This window comes from Sporosarcina sp. G11-34 (assembly GCF_026931025.1).
On the sequence record NZ_JAHNZW010000004.1, the window covers coordinates 114465 to 135866 of the forward strand.

General features: G+C 37.9%; 19 protein-coding genes and 1 pseudogene. 4 read left to right on the plus strand and 16 right to left on the minus strand.

The annotated features are described in order from the left end of the window. Positions 1–119: 119 nt before the first annotated feature. The 15 genes and pseudogenes from KSU66_RS06810 to KSU66_RS06880 form a co-directional block, all read right to left on the minus strand. Positions 120–884 carry a LamB/YcsF family protein gene (locus KSU66_RS06810; RefSeq protein WP_269050677.1) on the minus strand — a complete coding sequence of 255 codons (765 nt, stop codon included), beginning with the start codon at positions 882–884 and terminating at the stop codon, positions 120–122. A gap of 43 nt (positions 885–927) precedes the next feature. Next, on the minus strand, positions 928–1173 hold the full coding sequence (locus tag KSU66_RS06815; protein ID WP_269050678.1) for an acetyl-CoA carboxylase: 246 nt from the start codon (positions 1171–1173) through the stop codon (positions 928–930). A gap of 16 nt (positions 1174–1189) precedes the next feature. Beyond that, positions 1190–2161, minus strand: coding sequence for a biotin-dependent carboxyltransferase family protein (locus KSU66_RS06820; protein WP_269050679.1), 972 nt, complete (start codon positions 2159–2161; stop codon positions 1190–1192). Continuing rightward, positions 2158–3027, minus strand: a complete 870-nt coding sequence (locus tag KSU66_RS06825; protein WP_269050680.1) for a 5-oxoprolinase subunit B family protein — start codon at positions 3025–3027, stop codon at positions 2158–2160. Before KSU66_RS06825 ends, KSU66_RS06820 begins: the two co-directional genes overlap by 4 nt. Before the next feature lie 523 nt (positions 3028–3550). Then, positions 3551–4603, minus strand: a complete 1053-nt coding sequence (gene cax / locus KSU66_RS06830; RefSeq protein ID WP_269050681.1) for a calcium/proton exchanger — start codon at positions 4601–4603, stop codon at positions 3551–3553. 85 nt (positions 4604–4688) lie between these two features. Then, a pseudogene (locus KSU66_RS06835) lies at positions 4689–5260 on the minus strand (IS3 family transposase); the annotation flags it as partial. 496 nt (positions 5261–5756) lie between these two features. Continuing rightward, positions 5757–6665, minus strand: a complete 909-nt coding sequence (locus KSU66_RS06840; protein ID WP_269050682.1) for a hydroxymethylglutaryl-CoA lyase — start codon at positions 6663–6665, stop codon at positions 5757–5759. 19 nt (positions 6666–6684) lie between these two features. Further along, entirely contained in the window at positions 6685–8040 is a 1356-nt protein-coding gene (locus KSU66_RS06845; protein WP_269050683.1) for a tripartite tricarboxylate transporter permease, read from the minus strand. Continuing rightward, the gene (locus KSU66_RS06850) at positions 8037–8504 is read right to left on the minus strand and encodes a hypothetical protein (protein ID WP_269050684.1); all 468 of its coding nucleotides are present in this window, start codon (positions 8502–8504) and stop codon (positions 8037–8039) included. The genes KSU66_RS06845 and KSU66_RS06850 overlap by 4 nt, the downstream gene beginning before the upstream one ends. A gap of 1 nt (position 8505) precedes the next feature. Further along, positions 8506–9771 carry a hydroxymethylglutaryl-CoA reductase, degradative gene (locus KSU66_RS06855; RefSeq protein ID WP_269050685.1) on the minus strand — a complete coding sequence of 422 codons (1266 nt, stop codon included), beginning with the start codon at positions 9769–9771 and terminating at the stop codon, positions 8506–8508. Between the two features lie 227 nt (positions 9772–9998). Beyond that, on the minus strand, positions 9999–10541 hold the full coding sequence (locus KSU66_RS06860; protein WP_269050686.1) for a helix-turn-helix domain-containing protein: 543 nt from the start codon (positions 10539–10541) through the stop codon (positions 9999–10001). Between the two features lie 85 nt (positions 10542–10626). Then, positions 10627–10776 (minus strand): hypothetical protein, encoded by a 150-nt coding sequence (locus KSU66_RS06865; protein WP_269050687.1) that lies wholly within the window; start codon positions 10774–10776, stop codon positions 10627–10629. A 279-nt stretch (positions 10777–11055) separates the two neighbouring features. Then, on the minus strand, positions 11056–11808 hold the full coding sequence (locus tag KSU66_RS06870; RefSeq protein WP_269050688.1) for a hypothetical protein: 753 nt from the start codon (positions 11806–11808) through the stop codon (positions 11056–11058). 22 nt (positions 11809–11830) lie between these two features. After that, positions 11831–15691, minus strand: coding sequence for a DEAD/DEAH box helicase (locus KSU66_RS06875; protein ID WP_269050689.1), 3861 nt, complete (start codon positions 15689–15691; stop codon positions 11831–11833). Between the two features lie 222 nt (positions 15692–15913). Beyond that, the gene (locus KSU66_RS06880; RefSeq protein ID WP_269050690.1) at positions 15914–17461 is read right to left on the minus strand and encodes an AbgT family transporter; all 1548 of its coding nucleotides are present in this window, start codon (positions 17459–17461) and stop codon (positions 15914–15916) included. A 225-nt stretch (positions 17462–17686) separates the two neighbouring features. Here KSU66_RS06880 and KSU66_RS06885 point away from each other — a divergent pair, with 225 nt between their 5' ends. Together KSU66_RS06885 and KSU66_RS06890 are read left to right on the plus strand one after the other, a co-directional pair. Beyond that, positions 17687–18940, plus strand: a complete 1254-nt coding sequence (locus KSU66_RS06885) for a cysteine desulfurase-like protein (protein WP_269050691.1) — start codon at positions 17687–17689, stop codon at positions 18938–18940. A 62-nt stretch (positions 18941–19002) separates the two neighbouring features. Next, positions 19003–20193, plus strand: a complete 1191-nt coding sequence (locus KSU66_RS06890) for a M20 family metallopeptidase (protein WP_269050692.1) — start codon at positions 19003–19005, stop codon at positions 20191–20193. An 82-nt stretch (positions 20194–20275) separates the two neighbouring features. Here the strand turns inward: KSU66_RS06890 and KSU66_RS06895 are convergent, their stop codons facing one another. Continuing rightward, positions 20276–20431: a DUF1540 domain-containing protein gene (locus KSU66_RS06895; protein ID WP_269050693.1), complete on the minus strand. Its 156-nt coding sequence runs from the start codon at positions 20429–20431 to the stop codon at positions 20276–20278. 216 nt (positions 20432–20647) lie between these two features. Between KSU66_RS06895 and KSU66_RS06900 the strand changes: the two genes are divergently transcribed. Continuing rightward, positions 20648–21088 carry a hypothetical protein gene (locus KSU66_RS06900; RefSeq protein WP_269050694.1) on the plus strand — a complete coding sequence of 147 codons (441 nt, stop codon included), beginning with the start codon at positions 20648–20650 and terminating at the stop codon, positions 21086–21088. Continuing rightward, positions 21076–21372 (plus strand): DUF2653 family protein, encoded by a 297-nt coding sequence (locus KSU66_RS06905; RefSeq protein WP_269050695.1) that lies wholly within the window; start codon positions 21076–21078, stop codon positions 21370–21372. The genes KSU66_RS06900 and KSU66_RS06905 overlap by 13 nt, the downstream gene beginning before the upstream one ends. The last annotated feature ends 30 nt before the right edge of the window (positions 21373–21402 follow it).

Below are 21402 nucleotides of genomic sequence, written 5' to 3' on the forward strand. Positions count from 1 at the left end.
ATCTTAGCTTTGCTACTCTCGCGGGAGTAGCGCCTTATTCAACGGTTTTCAAGTGTGCAGAAATAAAGCATCCCTATTAAAATAGCTACTGCTCACGTGTATAAGTTCAACATATATTATTAAATAATTTGTTGAATAGGTAGAATTTCTACATCATTTTTATTAAGAGCTTGGACAATAGCTTTTGCTAATTGAGGTGCTCCTGGCGTATCGCCGTGAATGCATATTGTTTCCGCTTCAATTGAAACATCTTTTCCATCGTACGCAATTACTTTCTTCTCTTTAATCATTCGTACGACACGCTCGGCCATTTGGTTATCGTCTGTAATTGGGGAACCTTTTCTAGTGAGCACAATAGATCCGTTTTCCGTATGCTCCCGGTCAGAATAAGCTTCTTTAGCTATCGGGATGCCCATTTTTTTCGCTTCTTCCATAAATACTGAATTATTCAATGAAAATACAATCATGTCCGAATCAACATCGTGGATAGCTTCTAATATGGCACGTGCTATTTGTTTATCTTCCATCGCTTTCATGAATAAGGCACCATGTGGTTTACAATGTTGAAGCTTGACATCCATTGCACGAGTAAATTCTCGTAATGCACCCATTTGATACGTAACATAATCTTTTACTTCCGATGGTGTACACGCTAGATCACGTCGACCAAACCCTAGTAAATCAGGAAAACCTGGATGTACACCAATTCCTACTTCATACTTTTTAGCTAGTTCAACTGTTCTTCTCATAACATGTGGGTCACCTGCATGAAATCCACATGCAATATTTGCAGACGTAATATACTGCATCATTTCTTCATCATTACCTTGTTCATAAAGACCAAAGCTTTCTCCCATGTCACAGTTTAGATCGACCTTAAACATATGAAATCCCCCACCTCACCAAAAGTTCGTTACATTACGCACTTTATTTTATAAGTACCGCTAGCTCTTGGCCCGCATCAACCATGTCTTCATTAGCTATCAAAAAGCTTTCAAGCACACCATCTGTTTCTGCTTTTACTTCAAAGAAGGTTTTCATTACTTCGATTATGCCGATTGTATCCCCGCTTTTCACCTCGTCACCCTCATTCACATAGACATCCTCATCCGGTGAAGGTTTACGATAAAAAATTCCAGGTAAAGCAGATAATACTTTGGTATTTTCACTCATGTATAATTCCTCCTAGTTAATCAAGTTGTTTTTTAATTTCTTCTATTTGACCCTTTAGCTCTTTTCGCGCTGACAGGGCTTCTTCTATACTGACGGAAATAAATCGAACAGATTCATTTGTTTTAACCTGACCCATTTTATTTAAATCGGTACTAATAATTGTGGCAATTGTAGCGTATCCTCCGCCCGTTACAGCATCATTTAATAATGCAATCGGCTCAACCCCGTCTGGTACTTGAATTGAACCAATCGGATAACCTAAATCGACAACATTTGACGGGTTACTACCAGCGCCAAATGGCTGTTCTCTTTCGACAAAATTCAAACGTTCCCCTTTAAACCGATAACCAACACGGTTCGCTTCAGGTGTAACAGTCCAATCCATCGAGAAAAAACGTTCTTTACTTTCTTCTGTTAAGCGATAACTACATAATCCCAATACGACACGAATTTCATGTTTTTTTGAAAATGTCGGAATAAATTCACCTGTGACCCGAGCTCCAACCTTTGCTGGCCGTGCACTATCCGTACCTATTACAAGTTTATCATTTGTTTGAAGCGATCTTCCTTCAAATCCACCTATCCCACATAATGTATACGTAGAACGTGAGCCCATTATTTGCGGTACATCTATACCTCCAGCTACGGCAAGATAGACTCTCGCACCTTGTTTTACAAAATCAAATGCAAGTTGATCGCCTGCTTTTACTGCTAAAGCTTCCCACATCGGAACCAACTCTCCATTTATCTTAGGGGGGATTTCTCCTCCAGTGAGCGCAATTACTGCATCTACTTGAAATTCAAGAACAGGCCCTAAATAAGTAATTTCCAATGTGGCAGCGCTTTCATTGTTTCCAACGAGTAAATTGGCTACCGTGTATGAGTACTTGTCCATTGCACCTGAAGGCGGCATGCCCACTTCGTAATAACCAATACGTCCACCATCTTGCACGGTTGTTTGTAATCCAGGATTAATGACGTTTATCACGAATACAACCTCCTTAACACATCTTCAGAAAACCCTTTTGGATTATTAAGGACTGTTTTCGGTGAAAATGTAATATCTTTTGTTAAATAGCGGAAAGTTCCTTCTTCAACTGTTTTACGTATTTCCTCATATTCTTTCATTTCTATACTTCTATATCTAAAGATGTCCCCTTGTCTAGGAAATGTTAAAGACTCTTTAAAATCATAAGAGCGTTGATCTTTATCAAAAATTGGCGTAGCCGATATTCCAAATAATTGATAGCCACCAGCACCTTGTACCGGATAAATAACGGCAAATGCCCCCCCAAAACCGAATGCCCTTTCTGGGGTAAATGTACGTGGACGAACATATTTCGGTACTTCTATTTGCTGCTCCCTTGGCACCATCTGATAACACCATGGCAATCCTGGAACAAAACCAATCATTGAAACAAGATAAGGTGAATCCGTTATTGCTTTTATTAATTCTTCTTTAGATTCGAATCCATTTATGCGTGCCGCATACTCTAAATCAGTCGCTGTTGGATCCTGATGCCGGTCCCTAAAGCGCATTAACGCTTCATGCGTCCATGGATCGTCAAATAAAATCGGAATGTCTACAATCCGTGAAGAAATTTCAAAGTCGTCTAAAGAAACGGTATTCTCTAGTTCTTTCAGTTTTTCTATTAATGAATTTGGGTGAACCGTATCCGGATCAAAACGAACCATATAAGAGGCGTTAGAAGGACAAATATCTACAATTCCCGCTAGACTTTCCTCTCTTAATCTTTTAGTAATAGCCATAGCTTGAAAATTTACTTCTAAACTCATTTCCTCTGACAATTCGACAAATATAAACTCATCTCCACCATATTCATATCGGGCCATATTCCAGTCACCTCTCGCTTCCCAGGTTTTCAAGCGTTTCAGATTGTTCAATAACTTCAGTTTACTAGTAACAACCAAAGTAGTCAAAGAAACTTAAAAATTAAGATAATTAATAGCGTAATCTACTAGATTACTTTTGTACAACTTCATATATATATGTTGAACTAGTGATTACAACTATAATCTAGCTAAGCGTGCGTAGTAGGATTCTTTATTTCAACATATATAGCGGTTTTCTCTCACAAATGATAATCACACTTAATTATCCCAATAGTATGTCTCCTTTTGAAGTACCAGAATTCATTTTTTCAAGGTACCAGATTGGAGCTGATATGAATGTAAATAACCCCCAAAAAAGTGGTCGTTTGCTTAACTTTTTTGGGGGTTACTATGACTTTTTTATGAATAAACAACTTCCTTTTTAGAGGTATTACTTTCAAGTAACTCGCTCTAGTGATTACCAAAAGACGGTCTATACGTAATAATGAATCAGATGGTGCTAGGTTTAAACTATTTTTCATTATTAAAGAAGATAAAACCCAATCCCCATAATGATATACGCTGCAAAAAGCGTCAATCCTTCGAACCAGTTTGACTCCCCATCATTGGAAAGATTGATGACAAGCAGTGTAGCGGTAATCATTGCAACCAATTCGGGCAATGTGAAAATGAGTGCCATCGGTTCCGGCATAAACAGTGAAATAAGAACAAGTACGGGTGCCACAAACATAGCGACCTGCAATGTTGAGCCGACTGCAATCTCCACAGATACATCCATCTTATTTTTAACAGCCATCGTAACAGCGGAGACATGCTCAGCGGCATTCCCTACAATCGCTACGATAATGACACCGATGAACAACTCAGTCCAACCAAATTTCTCTCCAAGCATTTCAAATGTATGAACGAGTTGCTCCGATACAAATGCAACCGCTAAAGTTGCTAGTAGAAGAGTCAAAATCGACTTGCGTTTTGTCCACTCTGGCTCCTCCTCTTCTACATCCGATTGATCAGAAGAAGTTAAAATGCCCCGATGCGTAACAAATTTAAAGAAAAGCCCAGCCAAATAAAGAATTATCAAAATGACCGAAATGCCGATGCTTAAGTTCAATGTCTTTTGACTGTCCATCGACATCGAAAAAACTTCTGGTATAACAAATGCAACAATAACGGCGAAAATCAATAAGCCTGAATTGTACCTGGCATCGTGTACATTGAATTTCTGGCGCTTGAATTTGATGCCACCTGCAAAAAAGGAAAGCCCAAGTACAAGTAGTAAATTTCCAAGGACCGACCCCGTAAGCGAAGCTAGTACAATTCCTAACATTCCAGCTTTCAATGTGTAGATGGAAATAATCAGTTCTACGGCATTTCCAAACGTAGCGTTCAACAAACCGCCAATTCTTGGTCCACTCACGATGGCCAGGCTTTCTGTCGCCCGTCCAATATATCCCGAAAGCCCGATAATACTCACACAGCAAAGAATGAACATCGCCAAATCTGACCAATCAAAAAATGCACCGGCAAGTACGAGTGGAACACCTGCAAAAACAAGTACGGCAAATACTCGATTCAATTAAAGCACCTCATTCTATAAATAAGATTCCCTTCTATCTTCCCCTTAATAAAGGATTGAAAACCAAAATCACTTTTCATAATAGACGGTAGCCATAACGGCCTTCATGTTCCTCATAAATCGCTTTAATTTCTGCGTTTAAATCGGCATCCAGATCTGGTAAATCCATTTTTTCAATGTTGTAAAATGTACTCCGTGGAATCCCCGCAAATGCCACCAGCGCCTTCACCGAATATTTATGCCTTAACTCACAGATGACTCTTACTTTGTCTTCTTTGGTGATTTTTCCTTGTTTTGAACTAAGGCATTCAACTTTTTTAAGTACTCATTTTCCATTTCAAGTTGTTTGATACGCGCTTCTAGTGATTCTACAGAGTAATTAGCCGTATTGGATTTTATCTTGAATAAGGCAGCCGTGTCCATTAATGATGCACCTGATTGAACCATATAATTTAGTACATCTAGTTTAAAGGCTGAGGGATAATTTGTATAGGTTGTATTAAATCCTTCTTCTTCGTGCAACTTATATAATTTTAGCCAATGTTGGAATTGGGCCTTTGTAACACAGACCTTTTTGGCATATTCAGTTTGCGAGATTTTTTCAGTGTTATATTCTTGAACAATTGCTAATTTCATTTCCTCGGTAAATTTAGTCATAAAAAACTGCACCTCCAATTGTTAGATGTATCTAACAATTGGAGGTGCAGTTCAATACCGGCTTTTTCCTTTTCCCTTTTATAGCGCAAAGCTTTATAAATAAATCTCCCGCCATTTTTTTCGTTCTTTTTCATTTAATTGCGTTTCAAGTGTTTCATCCCAGTGGTCTGTCAGCGTATTCCAAACTCGCGCATAAAATAAATCTTCGGCCACGTTATATAGATGAAATTCAATGCAAGGAACCAAATCTGTTTGAATGTCAGCTCTAGAAACAATTTAAAAGCATTGTGTACAACCGTTTAGGAAAGAAGGTTAGACTTCCTAAGCCGAGAACATAGATTTATCTAGACTTTAAGGGTTGTAGAAATTAATAGTGGTTACACAGAATAGTTTACGAACAAAAATATTCAGCCATGTAAATGAATGGCTGAATAAAAGTTGTCTATTGTTTTAAGTTGTGGGAATTCCCACTATTACTTAAGTTAGTAGTGCTATTTCATCGAGTCATTCCATATTTTACGGCATGACTATCTAAAGGTCTATTTAACTTTTCTTGAATAAATTGTGCTGCAGAATTTAGTTTGTAGGAGTCTATATTTGTTTGTATACCCATGCTTGTTAGCATATAGTTTAAGTCATCAGTCGCTAAGTTTCCTGAAGCACCTGGGGCATAGGGACAACCTCCAAGACCGCCTAAAGAGCTATCAAATTTCGTAATACCCATATCTAAAGAAGCTAGGACATTTGCCATAGCAGTTCCGCGTGTATTGTGAAAATGCATGGCTAGATTAGAAGTCGGATAGCGTTTAAGAAGTGTTTCCAAAAGTAGAGTCACTTGTAACGGATTGGCAATGCCGATGGTATCCCCTAATGACAACTCTTCAATACCCATCTCGAAAAGAGAATCAGACAATCGGATCACTTTGTCAATTTCGATATTCCCTTCATAAGGACAGCCGAATACGGTCGATATATAGCCTCTAACAGTTTTTTTATTTGTAATACTCTCACGTACAACTTCTGACAAGACTGCTTTTGTTTCAGTAATTGTTTTGTTAATATTTTTTTTATTATGCGTTTCGCTTGCTGAAATAAAAACGGAAACCTCGTCAATTTGACCTTCCAAAAAACGGCTTAATCCTCTCATGTTTGGTACAAGCGCCGCATAAGTCACTTCAGGTGATATTTTAATATGCTTGGCGATAATATCCGCATCAGACAATGCAGGAATCCACTCCGAATTGACAAAGGAGGTCACTTCTATATAATTCAGTCCAGACAATGAAAGCTGATCTATCCACTCTATTTTATCTTTTGTTGGGATAAATGTACTTTCATTCTGTAATCCGTCTCTCGGCCCAACTTCTCTAATATACACTCTTTCAGGAAATTTATGCTTTTGCATTTAGTCATTCTCCTTCTTCTTATATACCGAATAGGGTCATCATTATCCATGTAGAAGCATAAAACACCATAAATTGTACGCCTGCTCCAATACCTAGAATCCGATTTAAAAGACCTCCAACAGCCGCAACCGTAAATGTCAGAACAACGCCTACTAATTGTGCCTCGTGAAAAGCAAGTAGACAAGCCAACCCAATGAACATTGCAACAATAGCTTCTTGGCTAATTAGTTTCATGACAAGAACAGAGGCTTTTCTTGCGTAGTTCATTGAGAAAGGGTAAGCAATCAGAGAAGCTACAATCAGACCAATTGCACCGTAAAGAAAAAATTCCCATGACGTTAAATAAGTGTGTAGATTATTAATAGGATCTACAGTGAAAACTGGTGGTGCATTAAACAGTGGAGAAGCAGGCCCCAATGCAACAGGACTTAAGGGAATTCCAAATGCAATCAGTGGTATTATAGCTTCGGCAATATATGTTGACTCTGTAACACCATTCATCACAGTTAAACTTGTTGTTGATTTTTTATAAGCTCCTTTAGTACGTGATCCAACAATCTCCCCCATAAGAGATGTCATTCCAACCGGACTAAATACAAAAGTTAGTGAAGAAATAAAAGTGGTAATAGCAGTCCATAACGATTGTCTACTGGTGAGTATTTTGAATGGATTTGGAAAATATCCTTTCCAAGATTTAGTTTCGGGAGCCAAATGATATTCCTTGGGCTTTTCTCTCTCAATCGTTCGTTTAGCACTTGCAGAAGTGGCAAATAAAACATCGGAAAACATAGGACCAACTGCAATACCTAAGAAGAAGGCAATTGATAAATGCTTGTCCAATATACTAAAGCTCATTAAGTCTAGACTTTTAATAAAAAACGCAAAAGGAATTATCATCAAAACACTTACCCATTTACCTTTTGAAAAATAAGCTATTAATATAGCGGCAAGTGTGAAGATTATTCCTGTAGATGCTTTAAAGAAATCTGCGAATTGCCCAAGAAACTGTCCTAACAACACTGCAGTTGGTAAAGCGATAAAAGCTCCAATAATTCCTCCGGATATCATCTTTCTAAGTGCAATGTGGGGCATACCCATTCTTCTTAATGTTGTTGCATGATCTAGTAATGGAACGGCAGTCGTATCGCCTGGAATACCCATTAGTGCAGTTGGAACAGCATGTGTAAGATGTTTTGCTAGGACGGCAGCTATAAAAAATGAAAAAACTGCCGCTGGTGGAGCACCTAGTAAGATTACCAATAAGGTAAGTGGAACCATTATCGCTGTTTCATCTGTCCCAGAAATTAATCCAATTAAAGAGAAGACCACCGCGGCGAGTAAAGCAAATAAGATGGATGTAATGATTAAACTCATTTCTTTTGCTCACCTCCAAGTGCCCTAAAACTATTTAACATCCCCAGTTCTTCCAACTCTTTTTTTGTAACGGGATCATTTTCAATTAGCGCTAATTCTTCGAGAGGATCTAACTGTAAATCCTCAAAAACTTGCCTCATATTTTCTGCAGAAGTTTCTTCTTCTATCAATATTCTATGTGGTTTAAAAAGAATAGAACAAATTATGAGAGATAATACACTTCCTGTAATACCAAGAAGTAATGAATAAGAAGCAACCATATTTTCACTTGCGATAGATGGGAAAAGCCATAGGCCAATATTATAACAACCTAGACTGGTACCAGCACTTAAAAGTATTGCTAGGAGTAATGAATTTGGTTTAATTGTATCTCCTAAAATTTCTAAATATGGTTTATTTCCTTTGTTATTTTCTACTGTCAGTTTTTCAGAAGTTTCATCCACCTTCATTTGATTTTGCGTCACCTTAGCCACCTCTTTGAACAGCTTTGGTAATTTCCAAAATACGATCATATCGAAGATCTTTTTCTCCTACGGCTTGCGCTACTATTTTATCAATCTCCGATGTTTTCGCACCTGCCATCAAAGCTAAATTTCTCGCATGAAGAGACATATGACCACTTTGGATACCTTCCGCAGACAGAGCACGTAAGCCAGCAGCATTTTGTGCAAGTCCTGTTGCAGCAATACAACCCGCTAATTCCTCAGCAGAATTGATCCCCATAATTTTTAATGAAGCCTGTGCAACTGGATGGGTTTTCGTTGCCCCTCCCACGATTCCAACCGCCATGGGAAGCTCAATAGAACCAGATAAATTACCATCTGCATTTATTTCCCACTTCGTTAGGGATTTATAATGACCTGAAACAGATGCATATGCATGTGCACCGGCTTCTACCGCCCGTGTATCATTCCCAGTCGCCAAAACGACTGCCGAAATTCCATTCATAATCCCTTTATTATGTGTAGCTGCACGGTACGGATCAAAGTCAGCAAATTCGAAAGCGCTTACAATGTTTTCTACCACTTCTTTACCACCAAAGGCTTCAGTAGAGAATACTGCCCTTGCACGAACGAGTCTACGATCCGCTAAATTGGAAATAATTTTTAGAACTACTCTTCCACCGGTAATTGATTCAATAATAGGCGCAACAGATTCAGCCATTGTATTCACAGCATTTGCACCCATTGCATCTTTAGTGTCAACGATTAAATGGAGGATCAGCATGGTATGATTAGTTGTTTGGATAATATTTACTTCTAATTCTATTGCTCCACCGCCTAAAGAAACCAGTGTGGGATCTTTTTCATTACAATGATGTAAAATTTCATCTTTATGCTCAAAAATCTTTGCCCTTGCTGCATAGGGATCTGCAACATCAAGAACTTGAATTTGCCCACGCATAATTGTTCCACTTATTGATGTGAAAAATCCACCATGATCGTATGTAGCTTTTGCTGCATTACTTGCTGCCGCAATAACAGAAGGCTCTTCAGTCGCCATTGGAATAAAAGTATCTTTTCCATTTACTTTAAAGTTGGCTGCAATACCTATCGGAATACCTATCTGTCCAATAACGTTTTCAATCATAGAATCTGCTAAATCCATTGACAAAGCATGTTCGCCAGAAAGATATTTTACTTCGTCTTCTGATAAACCGCGACCTTCAGTAACAATATTAAACCTCTCTTTACTTGATAAACGATAAAAACCTGGAATTCTACTCGACATTATAGACACCCCTTAAATTTGTGTAATAGCATTCAACTTAGTTGAATGCTATTACACAAAGGATACATTATATATAACTAAATGTAAACACAGAATACTTTTCTTTTTCGAAAAACACTTTCTTTCAGAATTTCTGTTTTAAAATTTAGTTATTACAATATAGAGGTGGCTTCTTTATTTAATTAGATTTTTAAGGAGTATGTTTGTAAGACTTTTTGCATATGCAATCAGGGTGCATTCGTCTGTATGAACATAGATAATACTTTAGATTCGAGCTTATCAGTTGCTAGAAAAATATGAGGGATTCTCCCTTCAAAGTAGGCACTGTCACCTTCTTCTAAAAAGTACAATTCACCATTATAATATAGATTGATGGACCCGGAAATAATATAGATGAACTCATCTTCCAAATGCGTAAAGGGCTCTACTAGACCGGCTTCGGGTAAAACAGTAACGATTACTGGTTCCACTTTGCTGAAATGCGGGCGATTTGCCAGTACTTCGTACATATAACCGAGTTCTTTATTTCCGACTTTTACTGTTCGTTCTTTAGTCCTTACAATTGATAGTTTATTTTGTACATTTGATTCTAAAAACCACGATAAGGGTGCGTTTAATGCTTGAGCTATTTTTGATAAAGTTGCTACTGCAGGCGCGGCTTGTCCATTTTCGATTTTTGAAATATGGCTCTTTGTTAAATTACATTTTTCGGCCAATTCCTGTTGAGTATAAGACTTGTTTAGTCTAGCTTCTTTTATTCTATTACTCATTTGCTGTAGATAAATTGTACTCTCCTCCTATTTTCGAATCTTCACATCTAAAATTAGATTATATTTTTACTTACCACCACTAGTGTTACATAAACAGATACATAAAACCAACAGATAATAACCAGGCATAATAAATAGTGTCTTTTCTTTTCCATAGAATTGTATACACATAGCTAATTAGACGATTTTCCTGATTAATGATGACTGCATTTATGAGTTCTTGAAAAGTATTCACGAGTAGACCTTCCGGAAATTATATGAAAAAAAGAGACGTTATAACCAATAACTAGGTCATATCGTCTCTAAAAAAAAATAAATCACAGCAAATAATTGATAAGGTCTCGAATACAACAATTATTGCTAATAATCCCGAAGATTGGAATCCCGTGTTGATGGCTTTACTTTACTGAATAGCTACTCTCCTTACGGAAGTTGAATATTTATTTTGCAGGATAATTATAAGCACTATAGGATTGAGTGCTCATAAGCATGCAACTTAACAACCAAAACTGGTTTACAAATAAAGTTTCCGCCACTTTTTTCGTTCTTTTTCATTTAATTGCGTTTCAAGTGTTTCATCCCAGTGGTCTGTCAGCGTATTCCAAACTCGCGCATAAAATAAATCTTCGGCCACATTATATAGATGAAATTCAATGCAAGGGACTAAGTCTGTTTGAATGTCAGCTACCGACACAATTTCTGAGACAACAATTTGCACGTTTCCTTCATCTGATTCTACACCTATCTTTTTAAGCGCATTGAGTAAAGCCGTTTCTTCAAGAGACGCTTCTGACTTAGCGTCAAATGCACTTTTAAAGCGATACAATTCGTTCTCTTGATGGGTAATGTTCTTTACTTCACCCTTTAAAAAAGACTGATGGCTCGGACTATATATCGCCAGTTTAGAGCCACTTTCCGGTTCATGTACAAAGATTCCAGTTTCCAACTGCTTGAATCCTGCATCCGTCAAAGTGAAAGAACTTCCCTTTTTTTCGATTAAGCCCGTTCTCGTCATTTTGTTGATCAAATCATTAATGAAAAGTTGTTCAACTAGAAGAATCTCACTTAGCTCTTCTGCCGTCTCAATTTCTGCCTTCCCGAAAGCGATTAACATCATTTTCATGAGAATATCCATTTTTGTTCGCTTAACTGTTTGATATTCAATCTGGATGGAATGGACGGGTAAACTCCAAGACATAGATTCCATAATTTTGACATTGAAATCCTGTTGAAGTTCCTTTGTTAACCGTTTCTTTAACTCATTCATTAACAGAGGCCCCCCTAGTCAATTACAATTTAATCTTTCCTTCGTGATCCCTAAATCCATTTTTCAATTTGATATTTTCCAATAGACGACCATACATCTCTTTCGTGCTCGGATGTTTCGTCCGCATTGTGAACATTTCCGAACTTCCCACAATAATAAGTAGCTCGCGTGCTCGCGACAAAGCGACATTTAAACGTCTGTAGTCTCTCGCAAAACCAATGTCGCCGCCTTTATCTTTGTGATTTCGCACGAAACTCAAAATAATAACGTCCATTTCCATTCCTTGAAACTTATCGACTGAACCTGTTCGGCAATTCAAATGTTCAGGAACTAATTCATGTTGAATCAATCGGTCGATTCGCTTCACCTGTTCCCCGTAAAAACTAATGACACCAACACTTTTCTTGTCTTCTTGTTTCATTCTTCCATCTTTTTTTGCTTTTTCAGTAGCTGCATCTAAATCTAAAAGTATTTTTTTCGTCATGTCAAGTTCAGCTTGATTGAATCGACTTGTTCCGCCTTTCACTTTATCCTCAAAATAGTTCGGTTCATTTGGCATATCAAACCAGAGCAGATGATCTTTTCTTTGCACATAACGGGATTCTATTAAGTGGTCCCGTACGGAATCGGAATCGGTTAAACCGCATTGAAGACTGTAATTCCCTTCTTCATAAAACGGCGTAATTGTTTCCATAATACTTTCATGCATGCGGTACTGAATGCCAAGCATCGTCTTATTTTGTTTGGGTAGCGTTCTGAAAAGACGTTCGAATAACGATTCTTCCAACAGTTTTTTAAGTTCGTTTTTAACTTCACGATTATCACTTTCTTCCAGTAGTTCCTCAAGTGTTTCTTGGCCCATAAGTGGTGGTAACTGATGATGATCTCCAACTAAAATGATCTTTTTCCCTTTTAGCATCGGAAGTAGCAGTTCAGGTGGTGTCGCTTTTGAGACTTCATCGATAATAACTACATCGAATGTTGGATACTCTTCCATGAAATCACGTCTTGCTGACGCGACGCAAGTTGTCCCGATGACATTCGCATGCTTTACATAAAGCTTTCGAATCTCATCAAGGTCATAGTCACTGGCCTCGGTTAGATGTGAGAACCACTCTTTTTGAAGTGCATGCGTTATAGGTAATCTCTCTTTATCGATTTGAAGTTGCTCAAGTTCTTTTGATAGCTCATAAAATGAAGCGAGCTTTTGTTCTCTTTGCTCTTCGGGATTTTCTTTTAAAAGTTCCGCCAAAGAAGCTATTGTGCTTTCTATTTCTAAATACTCTATATTTAAAGGCTCACATTCCTCATTTAAAAGCTGAAGTGTTTTTGCGTTTTCTTCCAATCGTTTAGCAGAAACTTCTGCCGCTCTTTTTTTACGGTCCAACTCGTTCGCAATGTTTTCAAGTACGATCCTTTTTTCAACATAATTAGAACGGACTTTCTCGAGCTTTTGCACTTCTTCTTTTACTAGGTCAATGGATGCTTTTTCCTCAATCGTTTCAAACAGTTCACGTAATGCAGAACTTGTTTCTAGGAGGCGAGTAAGCTCGTTTTTCCGTTCTTCTGTATCCTCAGTCAAAGCATTTTTTTCTTTTTCAATTGCTAAGATGGATTCGGTTACATATTCAATTATCTCAGTTTTGATAATTACAAACATTTTCTTCGATTCCAGAATCATTAAGCTTTGTTTTTGCGCATTTGCACCTTGGGTCTGTGCATATTTTTTCCGTTCAACTAGCAGTTCTAACGCAATGCCTATTTTTTCAAGATTATCATATTTTTCTGGGGAATAGCTTCTTGTTTCCATGCTTTTTTTAGTAGCTGGGTCAATTAGAAATCGCCCTACACGGTCAATAAGCTCGTTAATGCCCTTTATAGAGTTATGATTTGGATTTACATTTATATTGACGGGTCGTTTAATAAATCCATTCTCCTTTAATAGAAGTTCGATTTTTTCAATAGCGATTAAAAGTCGCTCATTTAGTTTTCTCCACTCCTCATAATCTTCTACAGATATGTTGGATTTAATCGTATCGATCAACTTACTCAATTCCGTCATTTTCCAATCCGTAGCGAAGGGCGAAACAATCCCGGTAGTAGCCATATGATTTTTCAATGCTTCCAATTTCGTTATCGATTGGATGTTCTCTAAAAATTGTTGGAGGCTACCAATCATGCCTTTTTTGATGTCGATTTCATTTTGATTGAGCGTTAAGTATTTTTTCGTCTCCTCAATCTGTTTCAAACATTCAAGATAATGAATGTTTTTACGTAATAGTTCAACTTGCTCCTCTAACTTCTCCATTTGCTCAATAGTTTCTAGGCTTATGCTTTCGGATTCAAAAAGTTGTTCCATACGAATGATTTCCACTTTTAATTCATCTGCAGATTGTTTTAACGCTGCCTGATTTTGTATCAATTCGTCACGTTCTTCTTTTATATCACTTATTTTTTTCCGCAATTTCGCACTTTTTTTAGATTGTAAAAGATGTTCTGCCTGAGCTTCATTTCGCAATTGTATTTTTCCATCTAATACAACCAACTCATTTTGAAATTCTTGTAATAGATTTTCGCAATGTACAATTTCTTCTTTCAGCTCAATTTCTCTTTTCGAATGGGATTCAAGTTGTTCATTAATAGCGTGTACTGTTTGTTCTTTCCAATTTAGTGCTACGTTTTCTTCAATGAACTTTTTACCTTCTTCTTCAATACTTTCTGTTCGCCCATATCTTAAAATTCGAATGTCTTGATGCGAAAGCAATCTGCCAAGTGCATTATCCACTGCTAAATTTGCCTGTGAAGCAACGAGCGTACGCAGACCGGCTTTTACGTTTTGATGGCAAATTTCAGAGATTACCGTTGTTTTCCCTGTTCCTGGAGGCCCTTGAATGACATAAAGATCATTCGAGGTCATTGCCCCTGTTACTGCTTCTTTTTGGAATTTGTTTAATTTATTATGAAAAACAAATTTTTCTTGTTTTTTTGAAATACGTACAACAGGACGTTCTTCAAATAGAACTTTCTCCAAATTCGCATTGGCCGCAAGACCATCTTGAAGATCCTTGAATCCTTTTCGAAGTCTTCTTACTTGGCTAAGCGCAGCGAAATTACTGAATACAACTTCTTTGAACGACTTAGGTTGCCATTCGTTTCGTCTGGCCATTCCTTTATATTTTTGATTAAGTTCGATTTCGACTAAGCTTTTGGAACGATTCACATTGACGACGTTGCCGATATCGTTTTGAGAATCTTTTATTTTTGCACTAAAGCCTTTAATCGCATTCCAATCTTTGCCGTTCAAACTACTGCAAATAAGGCTTAACTTGCTAAAATCTTCATTTAAACTAGCCATCGAATAAACGGACGTCACGTCTGCGACATCCGCATTTCGTTCTTCTATTTGTAAATAGCCTTCCCAACTAGCAATTCGTTTTTCGACGTACTCGGATCGTTCCTCTGCAATCGGAAGTTCACGAATACTCGTGTACAGCTCAATGGGCATTGCCGCGCCAGTACTTCGACCGACGTTAAATTTCAAACGGACGGGGAGACGTCGATTCGTGCGAACAAGTTCCCTTCTTCCTCTAACTTGAAAACCAGTTACTAGAAAACCATCATTTTTATACACACAGTCCATAACAGCTACTCTGTCATCTAGCTGTTTCGATAAGACATGATTTGTTTCATTGTCAAAGAAAATTGAATACGGCATGTTGCCATGTCGATTCGTTGGACGTTTTTCAATATGCACGTTAAAGGCATCTTGCATCGAGAAAAAAGCCCGCTCATCCTTTGACCATTTCATAATTCCTTTGCGTGCACTTGTCGTAATTTCAAGGCTGCACGCAAGCGTTTCCTGTACGGTTGATTGATAACTCACTAGCATGCCTACCTTCTTTAAAATCGTACAATTTTACATAGTTAAGAAAGTTCCAAGTTTGCGGAACCATTATATTTTCAACGGAATCCGGGATGTTTTTCATTCCTTCATTGTACCACATTTGGAATGCACGTTCTTGATTTATGAAGTACTAAGTGCCTAAATAACAAACAACAAAAAACTGATTGCTCCAAATTCGGAATCAATCAGTTTTTTCAATGCTTATTTAGTTCGCAAAAATAATTCCCCTTCTGGTCCAAGTGGAATCCCAAGTAAATACCAACCTGCAAACAAAACAATCCACATAATCGCAAAGCCTATGGAATATGGCAACAACGAAGTCATAAGTGTACCAATTCCCATTTTCGGATCATACTTTTTCGCAAAAGTTAAGACGATAGCAAAGTAGGCAAGCATTGGCGTAATCGGGTTTGTAATGGAATCTCCAATCCGATAGGCCATTTGTGTCAATGCCGGACTATAGCCCATAATCATAAACATTGGTACAAACACTGGCGCTAGAATAGCCCATTTGGCCGAAGAACTTGCAATTAGGAAGTTAATAAGTGCCGCCACAATAATAAAGCCAATTAATAGTGGCAGTCCCGTCAATCCAATTGCCTCTAACGTTTCCGCTCCTTTGATAGCAACAACTGGACCTAGGTTACTCCAGTTAAAGTAGGCAATCATCTGTGCTGCGACGAATGCGATGACAATGTACATACCCATACCAGACATCGATTTGGCTAAATGATCCGCAAAATCTTTCGAGTCTTTAATGACATTAACAATTTTCCCGTAAATAATTGACGGAACGAGAAACAAAATCATCATTAATGGTACAAGACTGTCCATTAATGGAGAAACCGTTAATGAGCCTGTTTCTGGATGCCTAAACAGTCCGTTTTCTGGAATTGATAAAGCAAGGACGATAATTGCTATTATCGCAACAGATATTCCCGCCCACAGTACCCCTTTCTTTTCTTCACTCGTTACCTCATCTAGCGTCTCTACTTTTCCTTCATATTTTCCAAGACGTGGTTCTACGATTTTAGTTGTGATGAAAACTGCGGTCGGAACTAACACGAACGTAGAAGCAATTAAGAAATAATAGTTCATCGCTGGATTCGCGATGAAATCCGGATCAATCATTTGAGCACCCGTTTGAGTAAAGCCCGCAACTAACGGATCCAAAACACTCAATATTAAGTTTGCACTAAATGCGCCTGCAACGGAGGCATATGCAGCAGCCAAACCAGCAATAGGATGACGCCCTAACGCGATAAAAATCATTGCAACAATTGGAGGTAAAACAACCATTGCCGCGTCTGCAGCTGCGTTCCCAACAATGGCTACTAAAACAACCGTTGGAAGAATTAGTTTTTTAGGTGCGTTTAAAATGGTCATTTTCATAACAGTCCCGATTAGGCCCGTTGATTCCGCAATTCCAACCCCTAGCATAACTACAAGTACGAGTCCGAGCGGGGGAAAACTTGTAAAGTTCGTTACAAGATTTGTTAGTATCTTAATAACCCCTTCACCATTAAGCAAATTAACAACTGTAATTACTTCGCCATTCCCCGGGTTTACTGCTGTTGTTCCAAGCATTGAAAAAATTGTAGAACAAATTAGAATAAGGCCCGCGATATAGACAAACAACATAACCGGATCGGGTAATTTATTTCCATACCTTTCAATAAAGTCCAAAAATTTATTGAAAAATCCACGCTTCTTCCCATTTTGTTCTTCTTTAACTTTAGGTGAACCCATTTACATCCCCCTTTAATCTTTATTTTTCGAATATAAAATAGACTATGTCTATTTTAGTAGACTACTATAAATTCAATAATTGTCAAACTATTTCAAGTAATTAGTTACTTTGTTTCCAACGTAAATTAGCTAACTATCCCCTATATCTTAAGCTTTACAGAAGTTGAACAGTTTGATACTTTAATAACAGACAGTTCTGGTTACTCTAAAAGTGGAGGTGTTTAAATGGCGACTTACCCAATTAATCAAATACGCAATCAATTTCCAGCACTTAATAGAACTTATAACGGATTACCTGCTGTCTATTTCGATGGACCAGGTGGTTCACAAGTTGTTCAAGAGTCTATCGATGCCATCGTAACGTATATGTCCAATGGTGGTGCAAACCTTCAAGGTCAATTTCCAACTAGTCGAGAAACCGAAAACTATATTCTCGAAGCAAGAGAAATCGTTGCGGATCTATTAGGAACCCGACCTGAAGAGGTCGCTTTTGGACAAAATGCAACTTCTTTAGCTTTCTCGATTGCCCGTGCAGTTAGTAATACTTGGAACCGTGGCGATGAAATTGTCTTAACTGAAATGGATCACCCAGCTAATATTGATTCTTGGTTAACTGTGGCTAAAGAAAAAGGAGTTAACGTCCGCTGGATTAAAGTAGATTCAAAAACATGCACATTAGATTTATCAAATTTAAATTCCATAATTAACGAAAAAACCCGCTTAGTCGCAGTTACTTTGGCTTCTAATGCAATCGGAACCATTTCAAATATTGAAAGTATTTCACCACATGTAAAAAAAGTAAATGCACTCTTAGCCCTTGATGCAGTTCATGCTGTTCCACATTTTGCTATTGATCGTAAAAAACTAGGAGCAGACATTATTCTATGTTCAGCTTATAAGTTTTTCGGACCGCATGTCGGTATAGCCGTCATCCGTAAAGAGTTGTTTGAAGGCCTTAACACATATAAGGTCGGGCCATCCCCTGCTAAAATACCAGACAAACTCGAAACAGGAACTCAAAACTTTTCTGGAATCTCAGCAATTAAACCCGCTATTGAATTTATTGAAAAACTGGGAACTGGTTCGTCACGAAGAGAAAGAATTATAAGCGGCTACGAAAGAATAGAAAAACATGAAAACCAATTGGCCCATTTGATGCGGAATGGATTGACTAGCATAGAGGGAGTAAAAATGTTTCAATCAACAAATCTTATTGCTTCAACACCTACCATTGCCTTTTGTATCGAAGGAATATCGCCGACCGATTTTTGTAGGAAATTAGCCGAAGAATACGCTATTTTTGCCGCCGATGGCCATTTTTATGCGACTAGGTTAGCTGATCGATTAGGTGTACTCGATAAAGGTGGATGGATCCGAGCAGGAATCGCCCCGTATAATACAGTTGAAGAGGTTGAAAGGTTTGTTTCAGCTGTTCGACAAATCACTTTCAATGCAGTAATGGAACCCCAGAACAACTAAACCTTATTCTAGAAGCAATCTAAGTATTTACTGAACACAATAGTTTTCTGGAGGTAGTTGCAATGCATACAATACAAAAAGAAAGTTTGCCACAAATGATAAATGAAATTCAAGATGAGGTTATTCAATGGAGAAGATACTTACACGCAAGACCAGAATTGTCATTTCAAGAAGTTCAAACTTCTCAATATATATATGACACTTTAAAGAGCTTCGGTGGCTTGAAACTATCCCGACCTACTGAAACGAGTGTAATGGCTCGATTAATTGGTTCGGAACCTGGAAAAGTTCTAGCAATTCGTGCGGATATAGATGCCTTACCAATCGAAGAAGAAAATGATTTTGACTATGTTTCGACTAATATAGGAGTGATGCATGCATGCGGACACGATGGCCATACAGCGATTCTTTTGGGCACTGCAAAAATCCTATCGCGCTTTAAAGATCAAATTGAAGGCGAAGTTCGCTTTTTGTTCCAACACGGAGAGGAACAACTACCGGGTGGCGCCCAGGAAATGATTGATGCTGGCGTAATGGAAAATGTAGATTTCGTAATTGGAGCACATTTGTGGTCACCAATCGAAGTAGGTAAAGTTTTCACAACTAGCGGGCCTTTAATGGCAGCTGCGGATATTTTCAACATTAAAGCATTCGGTAAAGGTGGCCATTCGGCACTACCTCATCACACAATCGATTCCCTTGCAGTTGGAATGCAAGTAGTAAACAATTTGCAACATATTGTTTCTCGTAATACGGATCCATTTGAGAATTTAGTTTTATCGGTAACTAAATTCACCGCTGGTACTTCCCACAGCATCATACCAGAAACGGCGACTATCGTTGGCTCAGTTCGTTCGTTTAATAAAGAAGTCCGTGAATCTGTACCCGAATATATGGAACAAATCGTAAAAGGAGTTACAGAGGCTCACGGAGCTACTTATACACTCGACTATCAATGGGGTTATGGACCTGTTATCAATGATGAAAAAGCTACTCGTGTAATTCAAGAAACAATTACCGATATTTTTGGGGAAAAGGCACTTTTAATACAGAATCCTATGATGATCAGCGAGGACTTTTCTGCCTATCAACAAAAAGCCCCAGGTTGCTTCTTTTTTATTGGTGCGGGAAATCAAGAAAAAGGAATAACGTACCCGCATCATCATCCAAAATTCTCGTTGGATGAAAAGTCTTTGGATATAGGTGTTAAAATTTTCGTTCATGCGGCATTCCGTTTTTTAAATATTCAATAAAGACATGATGCAAAGAGAAGCATCTGCCCAGCTGTTTTTATCCTGGACGGATGCTTCCCTTTTTTTTTGCTACATACCGCTTTTAATTTCTTGGCTCGAATGTGCTACAATCTGTTTCTTTACTATCCGAGGCCGTCATTCCCTTTTGACTGACAACAAAAATTGTTTTCGCACTACATTTGTTTCCGGAACTCCAAAACTTACAGTTATTCACATCACACAAAATGACTTGAGACATTTGATCAAACCTCCTTTTGATTAGAATGAACAGAAAAAAGAAATTCATACTTTTTCCTTTAAATAATCATCCCTCACCAAAGTGAATCTTCCGAATCTCCGAGAGGTTAAAAAAACCGAGATTTCCTTTGAGTTGTATACCAATATAGTATAAACTATTCAAGTTGGTATGTATTTACTAGCTAAAATTCCACACCAAATTGACGGAGGGCAAAAAATGAAAAAACTATTGGCAGCTTTACTTGTGGTTACACTTTTAGTATCGCCGATTGGAAACTACGTTTTCAACGATCATACGACAGCTGAGGCAAAAAGGTACAAATCGGGGAAGAAAAATTTTAATACGAATAATGATAGCAAAATTAACAACTCTAATATCCAAAAGAAAAAAGAAGATTCTACTCCAAACAAATCGAATGTAGCGCCAAATAAAAAAGGCGGTTTTACTTCTGGTGGACTTATGAAAGGACTTTTCATTGGTGGTCTAGCCGGACTTTTATTCGGTAGTCTTTTTGCCAATATGGGGATTTTAGGATCTATTTTAGGTTTTGCAATCAACGCCTTGGCAATCATCTTTTTAGTAGTCATCATCCGTAAAATCTTTGAACTATTGAAAAAGAGAAAAGAAAAAGAAGAGATAAACCCATGGAGAAGTTAATTATTTCAGAGCAAGATATCGTTAATGCTATTTGTATCTATCTTTCACGCAAATATCAAGCAAGACCTGAAGAGATTGAGGTTGAACTCATATTTGACGACGAAGAAGAAGACGGATTTTCTGCCGAAGCATTTGTCGGCGGTCAAAAACAAAAACTCCTTACGATACACATCATTGAAGCATTACGTCTGTGGATTGATGAAGTTTTGAACAAAGATCCTCTTGCCGCAGGTATCAAACTTTTGTTTGACGAAGACGAAGGAATTATCGCAGCTATTCATTAAGCGTAAATTTCAATACAAAAAATAGAGCAG